This window comes from Knoellia terrae (assembly GCF_048606435.1).
Taxonomy (GTDB): domain Bacteria; phylum Actinomycetota; class Actinomycetes; order Actinomycetales; family Dermatophilaceae; genus Knoellia; species Knoellia terrae.
The window spans coordinates 19145-42979 of sequence record NZ_JBMBWH010000002.1; the positions used below are offsets into that span (position 1 = coordinate 19145).

The following is a 23835-nucleotide window of genomic DNA, read 5'->3' on the forward strand; positions in this document are numbered from 1 at the left end:
CGGCCCGTGCCCTGACGCACGTCAGGGCCGACGGGTCGGCCCACATGGTCGACGTCTCCGCCAAGCCCGTGACCGCCCGCGAGGCCAGCGCCCGGGGTCGCGTCCTGCTCGCCCCGGAGGCGGTCGCCGCCCTGCGCGACGGGACCGTCCCCAAGGGTGACGCCCTGGCGGTCGCCCGGCTGGCCGGCATACAGGCGGTGAAGCGCACGCCCGAGCTCATCCCGCTCGCGCACCCCGTCGCCGTCCACGCCGCCTCGGTCGACCTCGACGTCACCGACGAGGGCGTCGACATCGCCGCCACGGTGCGGACCGCAGACCGGACGGGCATCGAGATGGAGGCGCTCACCGCGGTGAGCGTCGCCGCCCTCGCCCTCGTCGACATGGTCAAGGCCGTCGACAAGCACGCTCGCATCACCGACGTCCGCGTGACCGCGAAGTCCGGCGGGCGCTCCGGCGACTGGGTGGAGCCGTGAGCGACTCGGCCGCTCCACCCCTCGCCGGCCGGCGGGCCGTCGTCGTGACGGCGTCGACGCGGGCCGCCGCCGGCGTCTACCCCGACAGGGGGGGCGCGCTCATCGTCGAGACCCTGCGGTCGTGGGGCGCCGACGTCGAGGACGCGACGGTGGTCGCGGACGCGGAGGTGGCCGAGGCGCTCGACGCGGCGCTGGCGCTGGGTCCGGACCTGCTGCTCACGACCGGGGGCACCGGGATCAGCCCGACCGACGGGACCCCCGAGGCGACCGCACCGCTCCTGGACCGTGCGGTGCCCGGGATCGCCGAGGCCATCCGGGCGGCAGGTGTCGCCGGGGGAGTGCCGACGGCGATGCTCTCGCGCGGGCTGGCCGGCGTCGCCGGGCGCAGCCTCGTGGTCAACCTGCCCGGGTCCACCGGGGGGGTGCGCGACGCCCTCGCGGTCCTCGAGCCCGTGCTCGCTCACGCCCTGAGCCAGGTCGCGGGAGGTGACCACTGATGCGGTGGGGTCGCCAGCGCCCGCTCTGGTCGCAGGTCCTCGTGGGGTCCACACCGACCGGCATGTCGATCCTGCTGCGACCGATGCGGCCGGAGGACGCGGACGAGTACTCCTCCATCCGGACAGCCAACCGCCAGTGGCTCGGCCGCTGGGACGCGACCTCGCCGGTGCCCCCGACGGGCCCGCGCACGTTCGACGACCTCGTCGACTACTACCAGGAGGAGGCCGTCGCCGGCCGGATGCTCCCCTTCGTCATCGAGACCGACGGCCGGCTCATCGGCCAGATCAACGTGAGCAACATCGTCATGGGCTCGTTCCGCTCGTGCACGGTCGGCTACTGGGTCACCGAGGCCGTCGCCGGGCAGCGCGTCATCCCGACCGCCCTCGCGCTCGTCAGCGACCACGCCATCGGCGTGCTCGGCCTGCACCGGATCGAGGTCAACATCCGCCCGGAGAACACCGCCAGCCTCGCCGTGGTCCGGCGGCTCGGCTTCCGTGACGAGGGCGTGCGACTGCGGATGCTGCACATCGACGGTGCCTGGCGGGACCACCGGTCCTTCGCGCTGACGACCGAGGACCTCGCCGGGTCGACCCTGATGGACCGCCTGACCCACTCGTCACAGCAGCCACTTGGGCGACACACCGCGACAGGTCCGACCGCCTGACGCTCCGCACGCATACCGTCGTCGTCGTGGAGCCGAGCAGCCTGATCTTCCTGGTCATCATCGGGATCTGGGGTGCCTACTTCGTCCAGTACTGGGTGCGTCGTCGCGAGCACCTCGCGACGATCCGGTCCGTCGACGCGTTCTCGCAGACGATGCGGGTGCTGCAGGTCCGTGCCCCCCTGCCCTCCGTCGACGACGGTGGCAGCCTCCCGCGCACCTATGCCGTGAGTCCGGCGCGCGCCATGCGCCCCGAGGTCACCGTCAAGCGAGCCGAGGCGTATGCCGTGTCGCCGGCCACCGCTGCCGCCTCCGTCGGGTCGCACTCCGTCGACCCGGAGCCGCACCACGTCGAGGCCGACCTCCCCTCGATGCACCCCAACCGTGCCACCCGCGGCATCGTCCTGCTCGTCGGTCTGGCCGGCACGCCGGTCTTCGGCGTCCTCGCTGCCGTCGGCGTCCTCGTGTGGTGGGCCTTCGTCGTGCCGATGCTCATGGCCGTGGGTGGCTTCGTCTGGCTGCGCGCGGGGGTCCAGGCCGAGGCCAGGGCCCGCCGGGCCGCCCGTGGCCGCGCCCGCCGCGCCGCCGAGCGGGTCGCTGCGCCCGCCCGTACCGCCGCCCCTCGCGCCCAGGCCGAGCCATCCGCGGCGACGACGGGCCGTGAGGTTCCCGTCGAGGTGGCCGGGCAGTTCACGACCGTCGAGTCCGAGCCGGCACCGGCTCCCTACGACGTCTCCGCCGAGGCCCCGGCCCCGGGCGACGCCGCAGAGCCCGCCCCCGAGACGGTCGCCGCGCAGCCCCGGGTCGCCGTGGTGGAGCTCGACGAGGACGACATCCCGCTCACCTGGGACCCGCGCCCGGTGCCCCGCCCCACCTACACGATGAAGGCCCGCGCCGCCCAGCGCCCGGCCCCGCAGCCGGAGCCGGCAGCGGCAGCGGCACTCGAGCGGACGGCATACGAGGACGAGGCGCCGCAGCGCCGCATCGCCGGAGCCTGAGCGCCGGTCCCATGACGAACGCCCCGCCGAGACCGGCGGGGCGTTCGTCATGGGTGGGCCTCAGCGGCCGGGCAGCTTCTCCTCGAGCGCCTGCTCGTCGAGGCGGCGCTGCTCGGCGACGTCCTCGCCCGCCCGGCGCTGCTCCGTCGCGGTGAGCAGGTCGTCGGCGTGGCCCGGCATCTCGTCGCCGTCGAGCAGGTGGTGTCCCACGGCGTTGAGGACGGCGACGAGGGGGACCGCGATGAGGGCCCCGATGATGCCGGCGACCACGACACCGCCGGCGATGCCGAGGATGACGGCGAGGGGGTGGACGCGGACCGCGCGCCCGAGGAGGAACGGCTGGAGCACGTGCGACTCGAGCTGCTGCACGGCGATGACGCCACCGAGCATGATGAGCGCCTGCACCGGTCCGAAGGCGACCAGCGCGAGCAGCACCGGCACCGCGCCGGAGATGAGCGCACCGATGACCGGCACGAAGGCGCCGAAGAAGACGAGGACGGCCACGCCGGAGGCGAAGGGCACACCGAGGACGGCGGCGACCAGGCCGATGCCGAGGGCGTCGACGGCCGCGACGAGGATCGTCGCGCGCGTGAACGCCGACAGCTGGCCCCAGGCGATGATCCCCGAGGAGTGGACGCGCTCGCGGGAGTCACGCGGGAAGAGCCGCACGACCCAGGCCCAGATGCGCTCGCCCTCGTAGAGGAAGAAGAAGAGCGCGAACATCGCGATGAAGAAGCCGGCCAGGAGGTGTGTGACGGTCAGGCCGGCCTGCGCGGCCGTCTGTCCCACGTTGGACTCGCCGGAGGCGAGCTGCTCGCGGGCACGGTCGATCCACTCGTCGACCTGGGTGTCGCTGATGCCGAAGGTGTCCCGGAACCAGCCGCGGACCTCGTCGATGCCCTGGCCGACCTGCTCGCGGATGTCGCCGAACTGCGAGGTGAACTGGGACCCGACGAAGCTCAGCGCCCCGATGGTGAACGCCAGCGTGCCGAGCACGGTGATGCCGGCCGCGGCGCCGCGCGGGACCACTCGTGCGAGGAAGCGCGTGACGGGCCGCAGGAGCGCGGCGAGCAGCAGGGCCACGACGATCGGGATCGTGACCTCGGAGAGGTAGGCGAAGAGCCACAGGCCGCCGAGCACGGCGGCCGCGATGAGCAGGAGGCGCCAGGACCACTCGCTCGCGGTCCGCACCCCCCAGGGGACCTGCCAGGCGACCGGCTGGTGGGCAGGGTGGGGGTCGACCTCGCCGGTGGGATGGCCCGGGTCCGCGGCGGGGGCCGCCGTGGGAGCCGGCATCCCGAGGCGCGGAAGGTCGGCGGGATCGGCCCGAGCGACCCGGCCGGACGGCATACGAAGGCGCATGTCGTCGAGCGTATGTCGGCCCGTCCCGGTTTCGTGGCCGGCAGCACCCGGTGTTATCGTGATGCCGCTCAATGGGGCTGTGGCGCAGTTGGTAGCGCGTCTCGTTCGCAATGAGAAGGCCAGGGGTTCGAATCCCCTCAGCTCCACCCGTCCGGGACCCCGTCCGACCAGCACGATGTGCTCGGTCGGGCGGGGTCTCGTCGTTGTCATTCGGAGCCGGCCCGCCCGTGCGTACCCCCGGTGTGCCCCGGGTGTCCGGGTCCCACCTTCGGGCGGTGTCCGAGAATCGAGCCTCCCCCCTTCCCCCGCCGACGAGGCAGCCTCCGTAGACTCAGAACCGACCCACGATGTCTCAGCCACGATGACAGGGCGAGGAGCGGCGCATGGCCTCGACCGCACGGTGGTCGTGCGCGACCACGTTGCCTTCCGATCCGACAAGCGCGTCCGTGGCTCGTGCCTTCGTGCGCGAGCACCTGGTGGAGCACGACCTGTCACATCTGGTCGACGACATGGTGCTGGCGGCCAGCGAGCTGGCGACCAATGCGATACAACATGCGCGGACACCCTTCGACGTGGAACTGTCGAGGGCGAACGGTCTGGTCAGGATCGTTGTGACAGACAGCTCAGCGTCGACGGTGACCCGCAGGGCCCCCGATGACCTGGACGAGAGTGGGCGGGGACTGATGATCGTCGAACTGGTGAGCCACGAGTGGGGCACCGACACCGACCGTCACGGGTTGTCATCGGTCTGGGCTTCGTTTCTCGAGAGCCCGGCAAGCACTGGCTCGCCCGTCAACGTCTAGGGGCTGCAGGACAGCTGACGAGCTCGCCCAGCGCCTACAGTGGGCCGCTGGCCAACCGCGGCTCGGCGCCGGCGACGGCGACCCTCGGCTGTTCGTGTCTGGCGTACCAGTCCACACAGAGCACAGTGGCGTCGTCCTCCAGGCCGTTCCCGGCGGCGGCCAGGGCAGCGTCGGCCAGGGCACGGACGACCTCACGCGGGTGAAGGTCCTTGGTCTCGCGGATCGCCCGGGGCAGGTCGACCGCTGAGACGTCACGCTCGAGCATGCCGTCGGTGACGAAGACCAGGCGGTCGCCGGGTTCGAGGGCGTGGCTCGTGGTGCCGTAGGTGGTCCCGCTGAACATGCCGAGGGGGAGGTCGACGTGCAGCTCCAGGGGCCGGACCTCCGTGCCGCGCAGGAGGAAGGGCGGGACGTGGCCGGCGTTGACGACGTCCACGGTGGCGGTGCGCAGGTCCAGCCTGGCGACCAACCCGGCGACGTACTCGTCGGACCCGAGGTCGGCGATCGCCTGGTTGGCGGCTTGGACCTGTTCGAGCAGGGAGCCTCCCCGCCTGCGCGATCCGCGCAGGCTGCCCATGCACACACTGGCGATGAGCGCCGACTGGACGCCGTGCCCCATCGCGTCGGTCAACGACAGGTGGAGCAGGTCACGGGCCAGGCTGTAGTCGAACGTGTCCCCTCCGATGGTGGCGGCTGGCTCCAGCCACCCAGCCAGCGTGAACGCGGCCGCTTCGCACGTGCGGGCATGGGGCAGCAGTCGCTGCTGGATCTCGGCGGAGAGACTGAACGACCTCGTGCGTTGCCCCCACTCGAACAGGTCCGTGTGTCGGCGGTTGGCCATGACGACGAAGGCGAAGGCGTGCGCCAGCTCGGCGACCTGCGCCAGCACCTCGTCGCCGGGTTCCTCGGGGAGGTGCAGGTCCAGGAGACCGATGGCTTCGCCGCGTTCGGTGACCGGTGCCAACACCCGCCACAAGCCTGCGTGGTCCGGATCGTCGGTGGAACCCGGGGGCAGGACCTGCAGGCTCTGGGTGCGCACGCTCTGCTCGGCCGGGCCGCCGTCGAAGGGCAGCACCGTCGCCGACTCCTCGTCCGCGCGACGCTCGCCGACCATCCACGAGGACGGACTGGCAGGGCGGCCGGGGTGCAACGGCACGTGTGCCAACCGCACCAGGCCGCGCCCCGACAGGTCAGCGATGAGGAAGGACACCGAGACCGCGTCGAACGCCCGGCCGAGCTCACGAGCAGCTTGTTCGATGGCCTCGACCGGAGCTGCTGCTTCTGCAGCTCGAAGGATGCGTCCGGCATCCACTGACGGGCGTACACCGACTCCCTCGAGGACCATGCGTCGAACCCTACTGTCGCAGTCCGCAGGACGTCCGGTGTACGACGGCTATGGGCGGGCGAGGCGGGCGGCCCGCGCGGCGTCGACCTTGGCCTGGCGCTCGCGCCGGAGGCGTGCGTGCGGATCGGACGGACCGACCAGCTCGGCAGGGCCGAAGACGTGCCACCCGGCATACCTCACCCGCCAACCGATGCGGTAGACGAGGGACAAGCCCTCGCGGTCGGCCTTCGTGCCCATGACGTCTCCCTCGGGTCGTGCCAAACGTTAGGGCACTAACGATACGCCCGAACTCACCTACACTGAAATCGTGAAAGCGACACCTCCCACGAGCGCACCGGCGCAGGACCTGCTCGCCCTGGACCGGCAGGTCTGCTTCGCCCTGGCCGTCGCCTCCCGCAACGTCATCGCGCTCTACCGGCCTCTGCTCGAGCCCTTGGGGCTGACCCATCCGCAGTACCTCGTCATGCTCGCGCTGTGGGAGCAGGCCCCGCTGCGCGTCAACGAGCTCGGGCGCCGGCTCAGTCTCGAGCCGGCCACGCTCTCGCCGCTGCTCAAGCGGTTGGAGGCCAGCGGGATGATCACCCGAGAGCGCAACCCCGACGACGACCGGGCGCTGGCGGTCCGCCTCACCGAGCGGGGGGCACGCGCGCGGGAGGAGGCACTGAGGGTGCCGCCAGCCATCCTCGACCGTCTCGACATGGACATCGGAGAGCTCGAGGCGCTGCGCGACGGTCTCACGCGCCTCATCACGGCGGCACGCCTCGAGCCCGGTACCGTCGGACGATGAGCCACGGACCTGACGAGGACGACGTCCACACCCGCGCCCAGCTCCTGCCGGAGGAGGCCGCCGCAGGCAGTGACGACCCCGAGGAGCAGGCCCGCGTCATCCTCGAGGAGTCCGAGGAGCGCACCGAGGAGCCCGAGCGCACCCGACGCGAGTCGACCCAGACACCGGACTGACGGACCACGGGGTCAGCGCGCCCCGAGCCTGCAGGCGCCGGCGTGATGTGATGCGCGAGTGAGCATCGTCGACCGCGTGGACCGCTTCCAGCGGAAGCACACCGTCCTCGGCTTCCCGCTCGCCGTCGTCTACAAGTTCTTCGACGACCAGGCGGGCTACCTCGTCGCGCTCATCGCCTACTACGCCTTCCTGTCGTTCTTCCCGCTCCTCCTCATCTTCACCACCGTCCTCGGCGCGGTGCTCCAGAGCCGCCCGGACCTGCAGCAGTGGCTGCTCGAGTCGACCCTCTCGGAGATCCCGGTGCTGGGCGACCAGCTCGGGGACCCGGGCACGCTGCAGGGCAGCACGCTCGTGATCGTCGTCAGCGGCCTCGTCGCGCTCTACGGCGGCCTCGGGATCGGGCAGGCGTTCCAGTACACGATGAACACGGTGTGGGGTGTCCCGCGCAACTCGCGGCCGAACCCCTTCAAGGCCCGACTGCGCAGCCTCGTCCTGCTGCTCAACGTGCTGCTGTTCGTCGTCCTCACGACCGGCCTGTCGATCATCGCGACGACCGGCCTGCTCACCTATCCGGCGACCACCCGAGCACTGCTCAACATCGCGCAGTATGCCGTGACAGCCCTCGTCTTCGCGCTCGCGATGCGTCGTGGTGTGGCGGTCGACGTGCGTCTCAGGGACGTCGCCCTGGGGGCGCTGGGTGCGGCCGCGACGTGGCAGGTCGTGCAGTACTTCGGGGTCGGGCTGGTGGAGCGGGCCGTCAACAGCTCGTCGTCCAACGGCATCTTCGGCATCATCATCGGGCTCTTCGCCTTCTTCCACGTCGCCGCGATGGGCATCGTGCTGTCGGCCGAGGCCGACGTCGTCAGGCACGAGCGGCTCTGGCCGCGGGCCCTGCTCACGCCGTTCACCGACAACGTCGACCTGACCGCCGGTGACCGTCGCTCCTACACGAGGCAGGCCCGGATCAGCCGGTTCAAGGGCTACCAGCAGATCGACGTCGGGTTCGACCCGCCGGAGTGGACCGAGGGCGAGGGGGCGCCCCCGCCCGCTGCGCCGGGGTCAGCGGCCCGGTGACCGTCAGGACCTGAGGACCTTGCTCATCGGCCGGCCTTTGGCGAGCTCGTCGACGAGCTTGTCGAGCCACCGGATCTGCTGCATCAACGGGTCCTCGATCTCCTCCACGCGGATCCCGCACACGGTGCCGGTGATGAGCGAGACCTTGGGGTTGAGGCGGGCCTGCGCGAAGAAGTCCTCGAACGTCGTGCCCTCCTCCAGGTGCGCGTCCAGCGCAGCCCGGTCGAAGCCGGTCAGCCACTCGATGACCTCGTCCACCTCGGCCTTCGTGCGGCCCTTGCGCTCCGCCTTGGTGACGTAGTGCGGATAGACGGCGGCGACGCTCGTGGTGAAGATCCTGCTCATCCTCCGAAGGGTAGTGGGAGGTGGCGAGCGGCGTTGCGGCTCAGCGGGACGGGTCGTCGCCGGGGGAGCGGCCCAGGCTCCGGTAGGCCATGTCGAACGTCGCGAGCACCTCGAGGAGGAACTCGGAGCCGGCCCGGGCGACCTCGCCCGCGCCGCCGTTGGGGACGTCGTCGAGGACCTCGGCGAGGACGACGTGGTGGACCCCGACCAGGTCGAGCGGGCTCAGGCCGTCTCCCACGGCGCGGCGGCCGATCTCGTAGCCCAACGTCAGCGCGGCCTCGCTGCGCTGCGGCAGGTACCGCAAAAAGGCAGCCCGGTAGTCCCGGGTCAGGTCCTCGACGTCCGTCACCGCCGGGCGTCCTGCCCGCGGAGCCGGGCCAGGTATGCCGTCCCCTCCTCGAGGTCTAGCGCTGTCGCCACCTCGCCCATCCCCATGCCGAGACGCACCATGGCGAAGGCGACGTCCGGCTGGATGCCGACGATGACCGTGACGGCACCACGCAGGCGCGCGATGTCGGCGATGGTCTGCAGGGTGCGGGAGGCGAAGCTGTCGATCACGTCGAGCGCCGCGACGTCGATGATGACGCCACGCGCGCGGTACTGACCGATCTGGCTGACCAGGTCGTGCTGGAACCGGACCATCTCGGAGTCGTCGAGGGCAGTGTGGACCGACGCGACAAGGGTGTCACCCTGTCGCAGGATGGAGACGAGAGCCGGTCCGGAGTTCACGAGCCGTCCGTCACCCCCTTGCGGGTGACCTTGTAGCCCAGGAGCCGCTCCGCCTCCTCGAGACCGCCCTGCAGGTCGCCGATGGTGTTCATCTTGCTGAGGTCGACCCCGATGGTCACGAGGGTCTGGGCGATGGTCGGGGACAGCCCGGTGATGATGACGCTGGCGCCCATGAGCCGTGATGCGTCGACGGTCTGGACGAGGTGGTTGGCGACCGTCTCGTCGACGTCCGGTGCACCGGTGATGTCGATGACGACGACCTTGGCCCGATGGGTGCGGATCCCCCGGAGGAGCTGCTCGGTGAGCTGCTTGGCCCGCTCGCTGTCGAGGACCCCGATGATCGGCAGGATCAGCAGCCGCTCACGGACCGGGAGCACGGGGGTGGACAGCTCGCGGATGGCGTCCTGCTGCTGGCGGATGACCCGTTCGCGCTCGTCGACGAAGCTCACCGCCACCGTGTTGGCGATGCGGTTCGCCGCCGGCTCGTAGGCGTCGAGGACCCGGTTCAACAGTCGGACGTCGCCCTGGTACTTCTCGAACAGCGATCGGGCGAGCACGTCCCGCAGGAGCAGCACGATGCCGACGACCTCGTGCGTCTCCACCCCGCGGGGGATGATGCGCTCGGACAGGTCGCGGGCGTAGTGCTGGAGCGCCTCGACACTGCCCGTCTCGAGCACCTCGACGTAGTTGTCGTAGACCGACGTGGTCTCGGCCACCATCTCCTGCGGTGTCATCGCCTCGAGCAGGTGGGAGTCGTGGATCCGCTTGACCCAGTCGTCGCGCAACGTCGCCCGGTGCTCGCGCAGGTGCGCGACGAGCTGCGGGAGCAGCATGTCGCCGGAAGGCGCCGTCTGTTCCTGCTGGGGGGCGTCCTCGTTGTTGTGAGCGTCCATGCTCATCCCTTCTTCACGATCCACTTGGTCATCGTCACCGTGGTCCCCTGACCGACGTCGGAGTCGATGCTGAACTCGTCCATGAGGCGCCGGGACCCGGGCAGTCCGAGGCCGAGGCCGTCGTAGGTGCTGAAGCCGTCCTGCAGGGCACGGCCGACGTCCCCGATGCCCGGTCCGGTGTCCCGCGCCACGACACGGATGCCGCGCTGGGGGCGCTCCAGGAGCTCGATGGTCACCTCACCGCCGTCGGTGAACCGCACGATGTTGCGGGCCACCTCCGACACCGCGGTGGCGAGCATCGTCAGGTCGGTGCCCTCGAACCCGGCACGGGCAGCGAGCTCGCGTGCGGCCTGCCGGGCCGCGACGATGTCGGGGTCGGCGTTGATCGGGACGTGGACCTCGTCGGTTCGCGTCGGACCCCGCCCGAGGAGGGGTTCGCTGAGAAGGGCGCACTGCTCGCACTCGAGCAGGTGGCGCGGTGCGTCGAGCTCTCGCTGCCGTCTGCGGTCCGCGCTCGAGAGCGCCAGCAGCACCGGCCGGCAGTGGTCGGTGGGCGGTTCTGCTCCGTCGAGGGCGAGGACGTACTCGACCCGAAGTCGCGCTCGGGCTCGCTTGAGCTGGGCCGCCACGGCCCCCGCCGTGCTGCCGGTCTCGTCGGCCAAGGACTGGGTCGGCTGGCCACTCACCTCGTGGGCCAGCAGAATCTGTCGCTCGCGGTCGGTCAGCCGAGCGAGGGCCTCGCTGACCGCAGACTGCTCCTCGGAGGCGACGACGACCTCTTACGCGTCGTCCGGCTCGCTCGGGTCGTGCATGCGGTGCTGGTTGCGGGCGTCCCGGTCCTTCGCCCGCCACATGGTCGCCATGACGTTGCGCACCGTCGTGATCGCGTACGGCTCGAGCATCCCGGGCTCGATGCGGTCCTGCGCCGCCAGCACGCGGACCAGAGTCTCCTGGACGACGTCCTCGGCTGCCGGGTGTGCCCCGACGCGAGCCGCGACGATGCGCCGCAGCATCGGCAGGAGATCGGCGACGGCTGCCGAGGGCTCCGTGTCCGGCTGCGGCTCGTCGCGGGGGTGCGCGTGGCTCACGAGGGTGACCCTACGCCCGGCCCGGCCCCTCAACGGGTGGTGTGACCTGCGCCTTCCCGGTCGATGGCCGAGGTCGGTCCCAAGGTGTCCTCGGCAGTGCTTCCCGCCAAGGGCTCCACATACCCCGGCGGAGGGGGAGGGTCCCGTGGAACGGGGGCGACGAGCCCGACCTCGTCAGGACGTGGTGTCTGCTCGCGCATGGGGTGGCCCTTCGTGTGGTCGAGGCGTGCGGACCGCCGCGGGCCGGGCCTCGTGGCGCGTCCAGTTCTCGAGGACGTGCAGGAGGGGAAGCAGCACCAGGACGAGCACCGGGGTGAGGAGCGCGACAGCCTTCATGGAGACGGCACGACCCTGATGGCGGAACCGGAGCGACGCCGTCTGGGCAGGTGGGTGGGGGCAGGGGGGAACGCCACCTCTGCTCCCAGGGTGAACGCGCGCACGTGGACGGTGATGCCCATGAGGTCCAGCTGCATCGGTCGGACGACGGTGCGCAGCCCACCATCGCGACGTTCGAGGTCTGCGGGGACGGTGCATCGTCGGCTGTCAACTCCCACGAGCGTTCCGTCGGGTTCGTGCAGCTCCCCGGTGAAGACGCCCGTCACGAAGGCGCCACGAGGGGTGATCACCAGCCGTTGCAGGCGCAGCTGACCAGTCATTGTGCCGAGGCGTCCCCGCGGTGACCGGAAGGTACCCGTGAAGTCGGTCTGGCCGTCGGTGGAGGCTTTGTCTCCCGCTGGCGGACGCGGTCGGAAGGCGATCACGGTCATGTCGTGCCTCCTGGGAGCGCTGTGGGGGTTCTCCGGGGTGAAGCGCCAGTGGCGCCCTGGTCTGGGCAGGGCGCCACTGGCACGATGAGCGTCGCTCAGGCCGCGAGGCCGAGACCGGACAGGAGCCGGTTCAGGAGCGCAGCGAGGCCTCCGAGCGCCCCACCCGGGCCGTCGAGCAGACCGGCGACGGCGCAGAGCAGGTTGCCGAGCAGGTTGCCCGGGCCGGGAACGGCGGTGATGTCCAGGTTGATCGGCGCGAGGTCGACCTGAAGACCGAGCAGGTCGAGGAACAGCGGACCGAGGTCCAAGGTCAGGATCGTGCACCCCGCGTTGGTGGCAAGGTTGCTGATCGGGGCCGTGAAGCTCTCTCCGTCTGTTGCCGTGTCACCGGTTCCGGTGATCGTGCCGACGAGGTTGAGGGTGCCGGTGGCGCGGTCCACCGTGGTCCTGAGGTCGCTCAGCGTGCCGGTGAACGTGGTGCCGTTGGACAGCGCACCTGTGACGGTCTGGACCATGTCCGCGGGCTGCGCTGCGGCGACGGCCTTGGCGGTGGAGACGGGTGCAGCGTTGGCCGAGGCGGCGCCGGGGACCATGCCCAAGGCACCCGCGAGTAGAACGGCGGTACCGGTACCGAGAATCTTGGACTTCAGCATGACGTGCTCCTTCGTTGGGACCGGGTCGGGCCCCGTAGGCGATTCGGCGTGACGACTGCAGCAAGCGGTTGCGCTGCTTTTCGTCACGGTGAAGAAGACTCCGGTCCCCCGCCCGCATGACGCGGGACCAGACGAGAAATTGTCCTCATCGGTGATGTAGGAGGCCGAGATGACGCGGCCCGAGCCGGAGAAACCCGGTTCGGGCCGCGTCATGTCACCCGGTTCAAGGCGTCAGGGCCGCAGATCGCCCGTGCCATGGGGCCTGGAGAGGGTGTCGCGTCAGCCGATGTGCGCGGGAACGGCATGTCTCTGCGTGCTCACGGCGCGTTCGCACAGCCCTAGGAACGCCCCCAGCGCGATGAGGTCGCTGGGAGTGCGGGGCGAGAAGTCGGTGAGGACGGTCGACCGCACGAGGTAGGCCGCGTGCTGGGCCCGCGAGACGGCGACGTTGAGCCGGTGCCGGTCGAGGAGGAACCCGATGCCCCGGGGAACGTCCGCGTGGGCCGAGGCGGCCATCGACACGATCGCGATGGGTGCCTCGCGGCCCTGGAACTTGTCGACCGTTCCGACGGCGACGTCGGGCAAGCCGGCAGCGTCGAGGGCCGCGCGCAGGGTGCCGACCTGGGCGTTGTAGGGCGTGATGACGAGGACGTCCTTCTCGCTGAGCGGGCGCGGAGCGTCATCGGGGGAGGCCTGCCACGAGCGCCCGACGTGGTTCCGGACCAGCTCGACGACGACGTCGGCCTCCTCGGGGGACCACTGGGCACGGTCGCGGTGCTCGACCATCCTGACGTGCAGGCCGGGCTCGACGCCCTCGAGGGACCTCTTGGCGGTGCGGTCCTCGTGCGAGAGCAGCCGGCCTTCGTACGCCAGGCGTGACACCGGCTCCGTGAGGGCCGGGTGCATCCGCCACGTCGTCTCGAGGAAGTAGCCGTGCGAGCCGGGCAGCACCCGCTCGTCGTCGCGTTCGCTCCGGATCACCCAGCCGAGGGCGGAGTCGTCGACCGGCTCAGGGTGGGTGCCCTGTGAGACCTGCGGCAGCTGCTGGGGGTCACCGAGCAGCAGCAGCCGATCGGCGGACTCCGCCACGGCGAGGGTCTTGGCCAGGGAGTACTGGCCGGCCTCGTCGATCACGAGGAGGTCGAGCTGGCCGGGCTGGACCCGCTTGGGGTTGGTCAGGTCCCACGCGGTGCCGCCGATGACGTAGCCGCCCGCCTGCTCCGCGGCGAACCCGGCGAGGTCGTCGGCCGAGGCGAGGTCGGTCCACGGCGGGTCGACCCGCTCCTTGGTCATCTTGGCGACGCTGCCAGGGTCCACCCCTGCTGCGACGACCGCTGCGAGGACGTTCTCGATCGCTGCGTGCGACTGGGCGCACACGCCGACCCTCCATCCGTGGTGGCGCACGAGACGGGCGATGACCTGCGAGGCGACGTAGGTCTTGCCGGTCCCCGGCGGTCCCTGCACCGACAGGGCGGAACGGTCGAGGTCGAGCAGCGCCGCCTCGATCGCTCGGACATGGCGGTCGTCGCCCTCGCCGACCCCCGGCAGGGGTCGACCCGAGCGCAGGCGCGGCGGACGACGGAGCAGCACGTCGACACCGGCGCTCGCGGGGAGCTCCGGCAACGACGCCTGCACGCGACGCGCCAGCCGCTCCAGTGCGGCGTCGATGTTCGTTGTGCGCACGATCCCGGCAGGCACGACAGCAACGGGGACGCAGTCGTGCTCGTCCCCGTCCTTGGGCATGAGCTCCTCGAGGGTGAGGATCTGGTGGATGTGCCCGTTGGGCGCGACGACGTCGTCGGCTTCGAGGACCCGGACGGACGCCGACGACTTCGCGTTGAGGTGGCCGGGCAGCACCTCGACACCGAGCGGTGGGGGGCAGGCATAGACCGCGGAGACCTCGGACCCGGGGCCGAGAAGCACCCCACCCATGGGCTCACCCCTGACGATGATCCTGCGCCGGGGACGTTGCCTCGGGGTGTCGCGGCGCCAGTCCTCGACGACCTCGAGATCCTGGACGACGAAGACGCCCGGGTCGGACAGCCACTCCCCGACGGGGAGGCGCAGGCGGTCGAAGTGCTTCCACCAGAAGGGCTTGTCCTCCCGGGCGTGGAAGAGCAGCGTGGCCGCGACCATCGCGACGGTCTGCTGCTCCGGCGTCCGGTCCTGCGGCTTGACGTCCCCGATGCTCGAACGGAGGAGCCGCTCGAGGTCGAGAAGGGCCAGCCGCGAGTCGCTGGGCACCTGTGCGTCGGCCTGAGCCGGCGATCCTGCACCCTCCAACGGCGAGTCGGTGGCGCCGCCGGCGCTGCCCGTCGGCGCGGTCGCCGCAACCGCCTGCGCCAGGAGCCAGTTGCGCAGCAGCAGCGTCGAGACGCAGTCCTCCTCGTTGTAGTCGGCGATGTCGTCGATCTCGCGCCGGGCGGTCTCGTGGTCGTCCATCTTCCGGGCCAGGGCGAACCGGTGGTAGGCCACGATCGAGTCGTCGCCCTTGGCCACGCCGGCGGTGCGGGAACCCATGTAGAGGGGCTCGAGCTTCTTGAGGGAGTAGGAGCGCTGCGAGACGCGGATCGCCGAGCGCACCACGGCGTACAGGTCGACGAAGACCCCGTCGCGCAGGAACTGGTCGATGTCGTCCTCGCACACGCCATGGCGGGCGGCGAGGCGGAGGAGCGCGCTCTTCTCGTACGGCGCGTAGTGGTAGACGTGCAGGTCCGGCCACTCCCGGCGCCGTGCGTGGAGGTAGGCGACGAAGTCCACCAGCGCCTGCTTCTCCTGCGCCCGGTCGTGCGCCCAGAAGGTGCGGAAACGTGGCTTCTCGCCGCCGGCCAGGTCGACGCCGTCGACCTCGACCATGCCGAAGAGGTACTCGAGGCCCCAGTCGTGCGAGCCGCGCTCGGACCAGAGCGGGTCGCCCTCGAAGTCGAAGAAGACGTCGCCCTCGCTGGGCGCCGGCATCGCCAGCAGCGCCTCACCGGAGACGACCTCGGCCACCACCCGGCCGTCCGGGTCGGACTCCTGGACGAGCTGGAGGCGCGCCTGCTCGCGCAGGCGTGCCAGCGTCGACTCCCGCACGTCGGGAACGGGCTCGGTGCGCACCGCGAGCTCGTCGATCGTCGTGACGCCCGCCTCGAGCAGGCGACGGCGCTGCGGCAGGCGGACCCCTGCGACGAGCAGCACGTCCCGCGCGGCCTCGGCCTCGGCCTCGCACACGTCGCAGCGCCCGCACGCCAGCCAGCGCGGGTCGGCCCAGACGGCCGGCCCGGGCTCCGCCCGGTGCTCGCTCAGCACGTCCTCGAGACGGGCGCGGCGCGCAGCGTAGACGGGGAGGATGTCGTCGAGCAGGTGGTCGGTCGTGAGCCCGCTGCCGAGCACGAGCCGGGCCACCGGAGCAGTGGCGATGTCAGCGGCACGCAGCTGTGCGGCATACGCGGCGATCTGGAGCAGGGCGGGCACGGAGGCGTGTCGCGCCAGCTTGGTGTCGCACACGAGCCATCCGTCGGCGGTGCGCTCGAGGAAGTCGGCGTGCCCGACGAGCCCGCCGTCGAAGAACGTCGCCTGGAACACGACGTCGGTGTCGTCGCCGCGCAGCGTCGCGAGCGTCGTCTCGTGCGCCGCCGTGAGCGAGGACAGGTCGTAGGCGGGTCGCGGGAACTGCCGAACCCGGCCCGGGTGCGCCCCGGAGAGCCGGAGCAGCTCCTGCTGCTCGTGCGCGTCACCGAGCTCCTTGAGCCGCTCCATCATCATCTCGTCGGCCTTCGCCGGCCGCGGCGCGCGACCCAGCGTGACGTCGAGCTCGCGGACGAGCGCGAACTCGCACTGCGAGGCGAGGCGCAGGTCGCTCGGGCTGAGGACCAGGCGCTCGTCGTCGCGAAGGAGGAACATGTCTCACACGATAGGGACGCCCGCCGACACCTCCATGGAGCGACTCAGATCCAGGACGGGAACCACATGAGCCGGCGCCACTGCTCGTACGGGATGACCTCGCCGCTGTGGATCGGGTAGAACCACGCGAACAGCGCGATCGTCACGAGCAGGTAGCCCCCGACGACCAGGACGCCGATCCGCCGTCGTTCCCGGGCCGCGGCACGCCCACCGAGCACGAGGCCGAGGCAGAACGTCACTGCCAGGACGACGTAGGGCACGAACGCGACCGAGTAGAACGCGTAGATGGTGCGGTGCTGGTAGAGGAACCACGGGGCGTAGCCGGCGACGACGCCGGCCAGCGCGGCGCCGGCCCGCCAGTCGCGCCGGACCGCCCAGAAGAAGGCGCAGACGAGCAGCGCGACGATGCCGACCCACCAGACCGAGACGGTGCCGATGGTGTGGACCGCCTGCGAGCAGGAGTCCACCGTGCAGCCGTCCTCGCCCCGCTTGGGTCCCTCGTAGAAGAACGACGTGGGACGGGCCTGCACCATCCAGCCCCACGGGTTCGAGGAGTACGAGTGCGGCGTGGAGAGCGTGGTGTTGAACTGCCACATGTCCTGGTGGTACTTCACCCAGTTGCGGAGCACGGCAGGCAGCCACTGGATGCCCTCGCCCGGGTGGAAGGTGTGCCACTGCCGGTGGTAGCCGTTGGTCGACGCGAACCACCCCGACCACGACGCCACGTAGACGACGGCGGACGTCGCGACGAGCTGCACCGCGGCATACGGGCCGTCCTTCAGCAGCCCCTCGGTGACCCAGGAGCGGACTCCGCCGGCACGCCGGGCACCCATGTCCCAGAACACGGTCATCAGGCCGAAGACCGCGAGGAAGAACAGCCCGGACCACTTCGTCGAGACGCACAGTCCGAGGGAGAGCCCGGCGGCCCAGCGCCACGGCCGGAGCCCGAGCCACGGACCGCGGGTGAGGGGCGTTGCGTCGGTCCGGCCGCCCACGACCTGCGCGAGGCGCTCGCGAGCCCGGTCGCGGTCGACGACGAGCGCGGCGAAGGCGGAGAGCGCGAAGAACGACACGACCATGTCGAGGATGCCGGTGCGGGACAGGGCGACGTGGGTGCCCTCGACGGCAAGCAGCAGCGCGGCGGTGCAGCCCAGTGCCGTCGAGCCGAACATCCGCCGGGCGACCCGCCCCAGGATGAGGATCGACAGCGTGCCGAGGACGGCCACCGAGAAGCGCCACCCGAACGAGCTCGTCGGCCCGAACAGCCACTCGCCCGCGCCGATGACCCACTTGCCGACCGGCGGGTGCACGACCATGTCGCCCTGATCGGAGAAGACGTCGACGGTTCCGGCGTTCCAGAGCCGGTCGGCCTTCTCGTTGCTGTCCGCGACCCGCAGCTCGACGCCGTGCTCGACGAGCGACCAGCCCTGCTTGACGTAGTAGGTCTCGTCGAACACGAGCGAGTCCGGCCGGCCGAGGTGCCAGAACCGCAGGAAGCCGCCGATCGCGGCGATGAGCAACGGCCCGACCCAGCCCCAGAGGCGGTCCGTGGGGGGAGTCCCGAGCAGGCGGGCGCGCAGCTCGTCGGTCCGGGTCACCGGCACATCGTAGGCACCGCCGATGTGCGGGCCCCGTGGGAGGATCGCGCCATGACTGAGGCTCGGACCGAGGCCGCCGGTGACGGAGTGCTCGTCCTCGCGGCGACGCCGATCGGCGACCCCCGTGACGCGGCGCCCCGCCTGGCCGACGAGCTGGCCACCGCCGATGTCATCGCGGCCGAGGACACCCGCCGGCTGCGACGGCTCTGCCAAGCGCTCGACGTCAACCCCCGCGGGTCCGTCGTCAGCTACCACGAGCACAACGAGGCGTCCCGGACGTCGGACCTCGTGGAGAGACTTCGCGAGGGCGCCCGCGTCCTCGTCGTCACCGACGCCGGTATGCCGTCCGTGTCCGACCCGGGGTACCGGCTCGTGTCCGCGGCGGTCGGGATCGACGTCCGGGTGACGTGCGTCCCGGGACCCTCCGCGGTGCTCATGGCGCTCGCGGTGTCCGGGTTGCCGGTGGACCGGTTCTGCTTCGAGGGGTTCCTGCCCCGCAAGGGCAGCGAGCGCATCCGGGCGCTGCGGGCGCTCGCGGGGGAGCAGCGGACGATGGTGTTCTTCGAGGCGCCGCACCGGATCGCGAAGTCGCTCGCGGCCATGGAGGAGGCGTTCGGGGGAACCCGACGGGCGGCGGTGTGCCGCGAGCTCACCAAGACGTACGAGGAGGTCCGGCGCGGGACCCTGGTCGAGCTCGTCGCCTGGGCCGACGACGGGGTGCGCGGGGAGATCACCGTCGTCGTCGCCGGCGCGGACGCCGTCTCGGGGGACGTCGAGAGCAACCTGACGTCGGTGCTCGACCGGGTGGCCGCGGGGGAGCGGCTCAAGGACGTCTGCGCCGACGTCTCCGCGGCCACGGGCCTGTCGAAGAAGGTGCTCTACGACGCCGCGCTGGCCGCCCAGAAGTCCTGACGGGCGGACCCGGCGAGTCGAGATCGGGCGACACGCGCGAGGTCCGGGGCGGCTCCCCACGTGTCACCCGATCTCGACCGGTCGGTCAAGGCCTCGCGGACGGTATACGCCGTGGTGGTGGCTAGGTTGGGAGCATGCAGACACGCACCCTCGGAGACATGCAGGTCGGCGCCATCGGCCTGGGCCTGCTGACGTTCGACCAGAGCGGGACCCAGCCGCGACAGCAGCTGCTCGACACCGTCACCGCGGCGCTCGACGCCGGTGTCACCCTCTTCGACACCGCCGACGCCTACGGCCCTGGTGACGAGAAGGGAGCCGACGCGCAGGGCGAGAACGAGCGGCTCGTGGCCTCGATCCTCGACGAGCTGGGCGTGCGCGACCGCGTCGTCCTCGCCACCAAGGGCGGCCACGTGCGCACCGACGGCGGCGGCTGGGACCTCGACAGCTCGGCAGCGCACCTGCGTCGCGCCGTCGACGCCAGCCTCGAGCGCCTCGGCGTCGAGCAGCTGGACCTGTGGCAGCACCACCGCCCCGACCCCGAGGTGCCCGACGAGGAGGTCTTCGCGACCCTCAGGGGAATCGCCGACAGCGGCAAGGTCGCCCGGGTCGGCCTCTCCAACGCGAACCCCGAGCAGATCCGCGCCGCCCACGCCGTCCTCGGCGACGCCCTCGTCAGCGTCCAGAACCAGTTCAGCCCGGCCTTCCGCAGCAGCCGTCCGGAGATCGACGTGTGCGAGGAGCTCGGGCTCGCCTTCCTCCCGTGGAGCCCGCTCGGCGGACTGGGGGACGCCAAGGAGCTCGCCGACAAGCACCCCGCCTTCGCCGAGGTCGCCGCCGCGCGTGGCGTCAGTGCCCAGCAGGTCGCGCTGGCGTGGGAGCTGGCCCAGTCGCCCGTCGTCATCCCGATCCCGGGAGCCAAGCGGCCGGGCTCGATCACCGACTCCGCCGCCGCCGCGGAGCTCCGGCTCACCGAGGAGGAGCTGGCCCGGCTCGACGGCTGAGCGTGGTGGCGGGAGGGGAGCGCGGGTCCCACGCTCTGCGTGGGCCAGCATACGCGCCGGTAACGTGCCAATCTCACACGTGACTTAGGACCGCCTGACCATGAAGGGCCCGGTCGGGGGAGGTACCTTTCGTCCATGCCCACGACGACGCTCTCCCCGCGCACGACGACGGCGCGGAGCACGACGATCGCGCTCAAGCTGCTCATGGCAGTCTCCGGCCTGGTCTTCGTCGGATACCTCCTGCTGCACATGTACGGCAACCTCAAGGCGCTCTCCGGCGAGGAGTCGTTCAACGGCTACGCCGAGCATCTGCGCACCTTCGGCGAGCCGATGCTCCCGTACGGCGGCCTGCTCTGGATCGTCCGCGCGCTGCTGATCCTGTCGATCATCGGCCACGTGTATGCCGCGTTCGCCCTCTGGAGCCGCGCCGGCAGTGCCCGTCGCACCAAGTACGCCGCGATGAAGACGGCCTCAACGACGACGTGGATGCGCTGGGGCGGGGTCTTCCTCCTGCTCTTCATCGTGTGGCACCTGCTCCACTTCACGATCCTCAAGGTGTCGCCCAACGCCGACCGGCAGGGCATCGACGTCACGGCGAACCCCTACCAGCTCGTCGTCGCGAGCTTCCAGGTCTGGTGGATGACCGCGATCTACGTGCTCGCGATGGTCGCCCTCTTCCAGCACCTGCGGCACGGTGTCTTCAGCGCCCAGCAGACCCTCGGCTGGACCTCCACGCCGAAGGCCCGGGCCCGCGCCCACCTCGCCGGGCTGGCTCTCGCCGCCCTCATCGTGGTCGGGTTCCTCATCCCGCCGCTGTCCATCGCATTCGGCCTGATCGACTGAAGGTGTCGTCCCCCATGACTGAGAACTCCTCCGGCCTCGTCCACGGCATCTACCGCGAGGGCGAGCCCATCGCCGACACCAAGGCGCCCGCCGGCCCCATCGAGCAGAAGTGGACCCGCCGCAAGTTCGAGGCGTCGCTGGTCAACCCCGCGAACCGTCGCAAGATGTCGGTCATCATCGTGGGCACCGGGCTCGCCGGTGGCGCCGCCGCCGCGACCCTCGGTGAGGCCGGCTACCACGTGAAGTCCTTCTGCTTCCAGGACTCCCCGCGCCGCGCCCACTCGATCGCCGCCCAGGGCGGGATCAACGCCGCGAAGAACTACAAGGAGGACGGCGACTCCGTCCAGCGCCTCTTCTACGACACGGTCAAGGGCGGCGACTACCGCTCCCGCGAGACCAACGTCTACCGCCTCGCCGAGGTCAGCGCGAACATCATCGACCAGTGCGTCGCCCAGGGCGTGCCGTTCGCCCGCGAGTACGGCGGCCTGCTCGACAACCGCTCCTTCGGTGGCGTGCAGGTGTCCCGCACCTTCTACGCGCGCGGCCAGACCGGTCAGCAGCTCCTCATCGGGGCCTACCAGGCACTCGAGCGCCAGGTCGCCGCCGGCACGGTCGAGCAGTTCACCCGCCACGAGATGCTCGAGGTCATCGTCGACGGTGAGGGTGCGCAGCGCCGCGCCCGCGGCATCATCGCCCGCAACCTCGTCTCCGGCGAGATCGAGACCCACCTCGCGGACGCCGTCGTCCTCGCCTCCGGTGGCTACGGCAACGTCTTCTTCCTGTCGACCAACGCCATGGGCTCCAACGTCACGGCGACGTGGCGCGCGCACCGCAAGGGCGCCCACTTCGCCAACCCCTGCTACACGCAGATCCATCCGACCTGCATCCCGGTCTCCGGCGAGCACCAGTCGAAGCTGACCCTCATGTCGGAGTCGCTGCGCAACGACGGCCGCATCTGGGTGCCGAAGAACCGCGAGGACTGCGACAAGGACCCGCGCGACATCGCCGAGGAGGACCGCGACTACTACCTGGAGCGGATCTACCCCTCGTTCGGCAACCTCGTGCCCCGCGACATCGCCTCGCGCCAGGCCAAGAACGTCTGCGACGAGGGTCGCGGCGTCGGCCCGGTCGTCGGCGACTTCCGCCGTGGTGTCTACCTCGACTTCGCCGACGCGATCTCGCGGCTCGGCGAGGACGCGGTGCGCAACAAGTACGGCAACCTCTTCGACATGTACGCCCGGATCACGGGTGAGGACCCTTACCAGACGCCGATGCGCATCTACCCGGCCGTGCACTACACGATGGGTGGCCTCTGGGTCGACTACGACCTCGAGTCGACGATCCCCGGGCTCTTCGTCACCGGTGAGGCGAACTTCTCCGACCACGGCGCCAACCGCCTCGGCGCCTCGGCGCTCATGCAGGGACTGGCCGACGGCTACTTCGTGCTCCCCAACACGATCCGCGACTACCTCGCGGCCGGGGGCCTCGAGCCGCTCACCGAGGACAGCCCGGCCGTCGTCGCCGCGCGCCGCGAGGTCGAGGAGCGCACCGAGCGCCTGCTCGCCATCAACGGCCAGCGCAGCGTCGACTCGTTCCACCGCGAGCTCGGCAACATCATGTGGGAGTACTGCGGCATGGAGCGCTCGGAGGAGGGCCTGATGAAGGCCATCGACCTCATCCGCGGCCTGCGCGCCGAGTTCTGGCGCAACGTCCGGGTCCTCGGCGCGGCCGACACCCTCAACCAGTCCCTCGAGAAGGCCGGCCGCGTCGCCGACTTCCTCGAGCTGGGCGAGCTCATGTGCATCGACGCGCTGCACCGCCGCGAGTCCTGCGGCGGCCACTTCCGCGCGGAGTCGCAGACGGAGGACGGCGAGGCGCTGCGTCACGACGACGAGTTCGCCTACGTCGCGGCCTGGGAGTTCTCGTCGCCGGACGGCGAGCAGGAGGGCGTGGGGGCCGGCATGGGCGCTCCCGTCCTGCACAAGGAAGACCTCACGTACGAGTTCATCGAGCTGAAGCAGCGGAGCTACAAGTAATGGACCTGACCCTCAAGATCTGGCGCCAGACCGGCCCCACCGACGCCGGCGCCCTCGTCACCTACGAGGTGTCGGACATCAGCCCGGACATGTCGTTCCTCGAGATGCTCGACGTCCTCAACGAGACCCTCAACGCGCAGGGTGACGAGCCGATCGCGTTCGACAGCGACTGCCGCGAGGGCATCTGCGGCATGTGCGGCCTGATGATCTCCGGCCACGCGCACGGCCCGGAGCGCACGACCACCTGCCAGCTGCACATGCGCTCGTTCAAGGACGGCGAGACCATCACGGTCGAGCCGTGGCGCGCCGAGGCCTTCCCGATCGTGCGCGACCTCGTCGTCGACCGCGGCGGTCTCGACCGCATCATCCAGGCCGGCGGCTACATCTCCGCCAACACCGGCTCGGCGCCCGACGCCCACGCGACGCCCGTCCCCAAGGACAACGCCGACCGTGCCTTCATGGCTGCCGAGTGCATCGGCTGCGGCGCCTGCGTCGCCGCCTGCCCCAACGCCAGCGGCATGCTCTTCCTCGGGGCCAAGATCACCCACCTCGGTGAGCTCCCGCAGGGCCAGCCCGAGCGCGACGCCCGCGTCGTGTCGATGGTCGGTCAGCACGACAACGAGGGCTTCGGCGGCTGCACCAACGTCGGCGCCTGCTCGCAGGCCTGCCCCAAGGGCATCCCGCAGGACGTCATCTCCCAGCTCAACAAGGACCTGCGCACCGCGCTCCGGCACGGTCGCTGACCCGCGCACGACCCGAGCACCCGGCATACCGAGCCGTCTTCGGTATGCCGGGTGCTCGCGTCTGTCGGGACCCGCGTGACGAGTCGGGGGGTCAGGCGCCGCCGACTCGTCACGCGAGCCCCGACTCGTGCGGTTGCAGGTGAGCTGTGGACGACCGGGCGGCCGGG

Annotated in this window: 26 protein-coding genes, 1 tRNA gene and 1 pseudogene; 14 read left to right on the forward strand and 14 right to left on the reverse strand. The window is 71.2% G+C overall.

Annotated features, from left to right (window positions below):
- Positions 1 to 44 precede the first annotated feature (44 nt).
- Genes moaC through ACOJV9_RS03455 form a run of 4 tightly spaced genes read left to right on the forward strand, consistent with a single transcriptional unit; the run spans position 45 to position 2630 of the window.
- Positions 45 to 473 (forward strand): cyclic pyranopterin monophosphate synthase MoaC, encoded by a 429-nt coding sequence (gene moaC / locus ACOJV9_RS03440; protein WP_420184123.1) that lies wholly within the window; start codon positions 45 to 47, stop codon positions 471 to 473.
- Positions 470 to 970, forward strand: coding sequence for a MogA/MoaB family molybdenum cofactor biosynthesis protein (locus ACOJV9_RS03445; RefSeq protein WP_420183783.1), 501 nt, complete (start codon positions 470 to 472; stop codon positions 968 to 970). Before moaC ends, ACOJV9_RS03445 begins: the two co-directional genes overlap by 4 nt.
- Positions 970 to 1635: a GNAT family N-acetyltransferase gene (locus ACOJV9_RS03450; RefSeq protein ID WP_420183784.1), complete on the forward strand. Its 666-nt coding sequence runs from the start codon at positions 970 to 972 to the stop codon at positions 1633 to 1635. Before ACOJV9_RS03445 ends, ACOJV9_RS03450 begins: the two co-directional genes overlap by 1 nt.
- A gap of 26 nt (positions 1636 to 1661) precedes the next feature.
- The gene (locus tag ACOJV9_RS03455) at positions 1662 to 2630 is read left to right on the forward strand and encodes a hypothetical protein (protein ID WP_420183785.1); all 969 of its coding nucleotides are present in this window, start codon (positions 1662 to 1664) and stop codon (positions 2628 to 2630) included.
- A gap of 60 nt (positions 2631 to 2690) precedes the next feature.
- On the opposite strand, the gene ACOJV9_RS03460 is transcribed toward ACOJV9_RS03455, so the two are convergent.
- Entirely contained in the window at positions 2691 to 3992 is a 1302-nt protein-coding gene (locus tag ACOJV9_RS03460; protein WP_420183786.1) for an AI-2E family transporter, read from the reverse strand.
- Between the two features lie 73 nt (positions 3993 to 4065).
- Here ACOJV9_RS03460 and ACOJV9_RS03465 point away from each other — a divergent pair.
- A tRNA-Ala gene (locus ACOJV9_RS03465) sits at positions 4066 to 4138 on the forward strand.
- Positions 4139 to 4375: 237 nt separating this feature from the next.
- Positions 4376 to 4795 (forward strand): ATP-binding protein, encoded by a 420-nt coding sequence (locus ACOJV9_RS03470; RefSeq protein WP_420183787.1) that lies wholly within the window; start codon positions 4376 to 4378, stop codon positions 4793 to 4795.
- A gap of 34 nt (positions 4796 to 4829) precedes the next feature.
- Here ACOJV9_RS03470 and ACOJV9_RS03475 read toward each other — a convergent pair whose 3' ends face one another.
- Both ACOJV9_RS03475 and ACOJV9_RS03480 read right to left on the reverse strand, forming a co-directional pair.
- Positions 4830 to 6140: a PP2C family protein-serine/threonine phosphatase gene (locus ACOJV9_RS03475; RefSeq protein WP_420183788.1), complete on the reverse strand. Its 1311-nt coding sequence runs from the start codon at positions 6138 to 6140 to the stop codon at positions 4830 to 4832.
- A gap of 48 nt (positions 6141 to 6188) precedes the next feature.
- Entirely contained in the window at positions 6189 to 6377 is a 189-nt protein-coding gene (locus ACOJV9_RS03480; RefSeq protein WP_420183789.1) for a hypothetical protein, read from the reverse strand.
- A 70-nt stretch (positions 6378 to 6447) separates the two neighbouring features.
- Between ACOJV9_RS03480 and ACOJV9_RS03485 the strand changes: the two genes are divergently transcribed.
- Genes ACOJV9_RS03485 through ACOJV9_RS03495 form a run of 3 tightly spaced genes read left to right on the forward strand, consistent with a single transcriptional unit; the run spans position 6448 to position 8175 of the window.
- Positions 6448 to 6927 (forward strand): MarR family winged helix-turn-helix transcriptional regulator, encoded by a 480-nt coding sequence (locus tag ACOJV9_RS03485; RefSeq protein ID WP_420183790.1) that lies wholly within the window; start codon positions 6448 to 6450, stop codon positions 6925 to 6927.
- Positions 6924 to 7100, forward strand: coding sequence for a hypothetical protein (locus tag ACOJV9_RS03490; RefSeq protein ID WP_420183791.1), 177 nt, complete (start codon positions 6924 to 6926; stop codon positions 7098 to 7100). Before ACOJV9_RS03485 ends, ACOJV9_RS03490 begins: the two co-directional genes overlap by 4 nt.
- 58 nt (positions 7101 to 7158) lie before the next feature.
- Positions 7159 to 8175: a YihY/virulence factor BrkB family protein gene (locus ACOJV9_RS03495; protein ID WP_420183792.1), complete on the forward strand. Its 1017-nt coding sequence runs from the start codon at positions 7159 to 7161 to the stop codon at positions 8173 to 8175.
- A gap of 3 nt (positions 8176 to 8178) precedes the next feature.
- Here ACOJV9_RS03495 and ACOJV9_RS03500 read toward each other — a convergent pair whose 3' ends face one another.
- The 11 genes and pseudogenes from ACOJV9_RS03500 to ACOJV9_RS03550 form a co-directional block, all read right to left on the reverse strand.
- A complete protein-coding gene (locus ACOJV9_RS03500) occupies positions 8179 to 8520 on the reverse strand; it encodes a DUF2200 domain-containing protein (RefSeq protein WP_420183793.1) in 342 nt (113 codons plus the stop codon).
- A gap of 40 nt (positions 8521 to 8560) precedes the next feature.
- Positions 8561 to 8869, reverse strand: coding sequence for a phosphatase RsbU N-terminal domain-containing protein (locus ACOJV9_RS03505; RefSeq protein ID WP_420183794.1), 309 nt, complete (start codon positions 8867 to 8869; stop codon positions 8561 to 8563).
- Positions 8866 to 9249 carry an STAS domain-containing protein gene (locus ACOJV9_RS03510; RefSeq protein ID WP_420183795.1) on the reverse strand — a complete coding sequence of 128 codons (384 nt, stop codon included), beginning with the start codon at positions 9247 to 9249 and terminating at the stop codon, positions 8866 to 8868. Before ACOJV9_RS03510 ends, ACOJV9_RS03505 begins: the two co-directional genes overlap by 4 nt.
- Complete coding sequence (locus ACOJV9_RS03515) at positions 9246 to 10142, reverse strand: STAS domain-containing protein (protein ID WP_420183796.1); 897 nt, start codon at positions 10140 to 10142, stop codon at positions 9246 to 9248. Before ACOJV9_RS03515 ends, ACOJV9_RS03510 begins: the two co-directional genes overlap by 4 nt.
- A 2-nt stretch (positions 10143 to 10144) precedes the next feature.
- On the reverse strand, positions 10145 to 10771 hold the full coding sequence (locus ACOJV9_RS03520; RefSeq protein ID WP_420184124.1) for an anti-sigma regulatory factor: 627 nt from the start codon (positions 10769 to 10771) through the stop codon (positions 10145 to 10147).
- Positions 10748 to 10879: pseudogene (locus ACOJV9_RS03525) on the reverse strand (sigma factor-like helix-turn-helix DNA-binding protein); the annotation flags it as partial. The gene ACOJV9_RS03520 and the pseudogene ACOJV9_RS03525, both read right to left, overlap by 24 nt.
- Before the next feature lie 42 nt (positions 10880 to 10921).
- Positions 10922 to 11230, reverse strand: coding sequence for a sigma factor (locus ACOJV9_RS03530; protein WP_420183797.1), 309 nt, complete (start codon positions 11228 to 11230; stop codon positions 10922 to 10924).
- Between the two features lie 332 nt (positions 11231 to 11562).
- Positions 11563 to 11886 (reverse strand): hypothetical protein, encoded by a 324-nt coding sequence (locus ACOJV9_RS03535; protein WP_420183798.1) that lies wholly within the window; start codon positions 11884 to 11886, stop codon positions 11563 to 11565.
- Between the two features lie 206 nt (positions 11887 to 12092).
- Positions 12093 to 12650: an ABC transporter substrate-binding protein gene (locus ACOJV9_RS03540; protein WP_420183799.1), complete on the reverse strand. Its 558-nt coding sequence runs from the start codon at positions 12648 to 12650 to the stop codon at positions 12093 to 12095.
- Positions 12651 to 12929: 279 nt separating this feature from the next.
- A complete protein-coding gene (locus ACOJV9_RS03545; protein ID WP_420183800.1) occupies positions 12930 to 16535 on the reverse strand; it encodes a TM0106 family RecB-like putative nuclease in 3606 nt (1201 codons plus the stop codon).
- Positions 16536 to 16579: 44 nt separating this feature from the next.
- Positions 16580 to 18133 carry a dolichyl-phosphate-mannose--protein mannosyltransferase gene (locus ACOJV9_RS03550; RefSeq protein ID WP_420183801.1) on the reverse strand — a complete coding sequence of 518 codons (1554 nt, stop codon included), beginning with the start codon at positions 18131 to 18133 and terminating at the stop codon, positions 16580 to 16582.
- A gap of 51 nt (positions 18134 to 18184) precedes the next feature.
- Here ACOJV9_RS03550 and rsmI point away from each other — a divergent pair, with 51 nt between their 5' ends.
- The 5 genes from rsmI (at position 18185) to ACOJV9_RS03575 (ending at position 23668) form a co-directional block, all read left to right on the forward strand.
- Entirely contained in the window at positions 18185 to 19045 is an 861-nt protein-coding gene (gene rsmI, locus ACOJV9_RS03555; protein WP_420183802.1) for a 16S rRNA (cytidine(1402)-2'-O)-methyltransferase, read from the forward strand.
- A gap of 134 nt (positions 19046 to 19179) precedes the next feature.
- Positions 19180 to 20046, forward strand: coding sequence for an aldo/keto reductase (locus ACOJV9_RS03560; RefSeq protein ID WP_420183803.1), 867 nt, complete (start codon positions 19180 to 19182; stop codon positions 20044 to 20046).
- A gap of 135 nt (positions 20047 to 20181) precedes the next feature.
- Complete coding sequence (locus ACOJV9_RS03565; RefSeq protein ID WP_420183804.1) at positions 20182 to 20889, forward strand: succinate dehydrogenase cytochrome b subunit; 708 nt, start codon at positions 20182 to 20184, stop codon at positions 20887 to 20889.
- 14 nt (positions 20890 to 20903) lie between these two features.
- A complete protein-coding gene (locus tag ACOJV9_RS03570; RefSeq protein ID WP_420183805.1) occupies positions 20904 to 22925 on the forward strand; it encodes a fumarate reductase/succinate dehydrogenase flavoprotein subunit in 2022 nt (673 codons plus the stop codon).
- Positions 22925 to 23668: a succinate dehydrogenase/fumarate reductase iron-sulfur subunit gene (locus tag ACOJV9_RS03575; protein WP_420183806.1), complete on the forward strand. Its 744-nt coding sequence runs from the start codon at positions 22925 to 22927 to the stop codon at positions 23666 to 23668. Before ACOJV9_RS03570 ends, ACOJV9_RS03575 begins: the two co-directional genes overlap by 1 nt.
- Positions 23669 to 23835: the final 167 nt, after the last annotated feature.

Excerpts from the sequence above, each read along its gene's own strand:
- ACOJV9_RS03575 (WP_420183806.1), top strand. The coding sequence starts at position 22,925 with ATGGACCTGACCCTCAAGATCTGGCGCCAGACCGGCCCCACCGACGCC.
- ACOJV9_RS03500 (WP_420183793.1), bottom strand. The coding sequence starts at position 8,520 with ATGAGCAGGATCTTCACCACGAGCGTCGCCGCCGTCTATCCGCACTAC.
- ACOJV9_RS03490 (WP_420183791.1), top strand. The coding sequence starts at position 6,924 with ATGAGCCACGGACCTGACGAGGACGACGTCCACACCCGCGCCCAGCTC.
- ACOJV9_RS03535 (WP_420183798.1), bottom strand. The coding sequence starts at position 11,886 with ATGACTGGTCAGCTGCGCCTGCAACGGCTGGTGATCACCCCTCGTGGC.
- ACOJV9_RS03570 (WP_420183805.1), top strand. The coding sequence starts at position 20,904 with ATGACTGAGAACTCCTCCGGCCTCGTCCACGGCATCTACCGCGAGGGC.
- ACOJV9_RS03470 (WP_420183787.1), top strand. The coding sequence starts at position 4,376 with ATGGCCTCGACCGCACGGTGGTCGTGCGCGACCACGTTGCCTTCCGAT.
- ACOJV9_RS03480 (WP_420183789.1), bottom strand. The coding sequence starts at position 6,377 with ATGGGCACGAAGGCCGACCGCGAGGGCTTGTCCCTCGTCTACCGCATC.
- moaC (WP_420184123.1), top strand. The coding sequence starts at position 45 with ATGGTCGACGTCTCCGCCAAGCCCGTGACCGCCCGCGAGGCCAGCGCC.
- ACOJV9_RS03475 (WP_420183788.1), bottom strand. The coding sequence starts at position 6,140 with ATGGTCCTCGAGGGAGTCGGTGTACGCCCGTCAGTGGATGCCGGACGC.
- ACOJV9_RS03460 (WP_420183786.1), bottom strand. The coding sequence starts at position 3,992 with ATGCGCCTTCGTATGCCGTCCGGCCGGGTCGCTCGGGCCGATCCCGCC.
- ACOJV9_RS03450 (WP_420183784.1), top strand. The coding sequence starts at position 970 with ATGCGGTGGGGTCGCCAGCGCCCGCTCTGGTCGCAGGTCCTCGTGGGG.
- ACOJV9_RS03560 (WP_420183803.1), top strand. The coding sequence starts at position 19,180 with ATGCAGACACGCACCCTCGGAGACATGCAGGTCGGCGCCATCGGCCTG.
- ACOJV9_RS03565 (WP_420183804.1), top strand. The coding sequence starts at position 20,182 with ATGCCCACGACGACGCTCTCCCCGCGCACGACGACGGCGCGGAGCACG.
- ACOJV9_RS03515 (WP_420183796.1), bottom strand. The coding sequence starts at position 10,142 with ATGGACGCTCACAACAACGAGGACGCCCCCCAGCAGGAACAGACGGCG.
- rsmI (WP_420183802.1), top strand. The coding sequence starts at position 18,185 with ATGACTGAGGCTCGGACCGAGGCCGCCGGTGACGGAGTGCTCGTCCTC.
- ACOJV9_RS03540 (WP_420183799.1), bottom strand. The coding sequence starts at position 12,650 with ATGCTGAAGTCCAAGATTCTCGGTACCGGTACCGCCGTTCTACTCGCG.
- ACOJV9_RS03545 (WP_420183800.1), bottom strand. The coding sequence starts at position 16,535 with ATGTTCCTCCTTCGCGACGACGAGCGCCTGGTCCTCAGCCCGAGCGAC.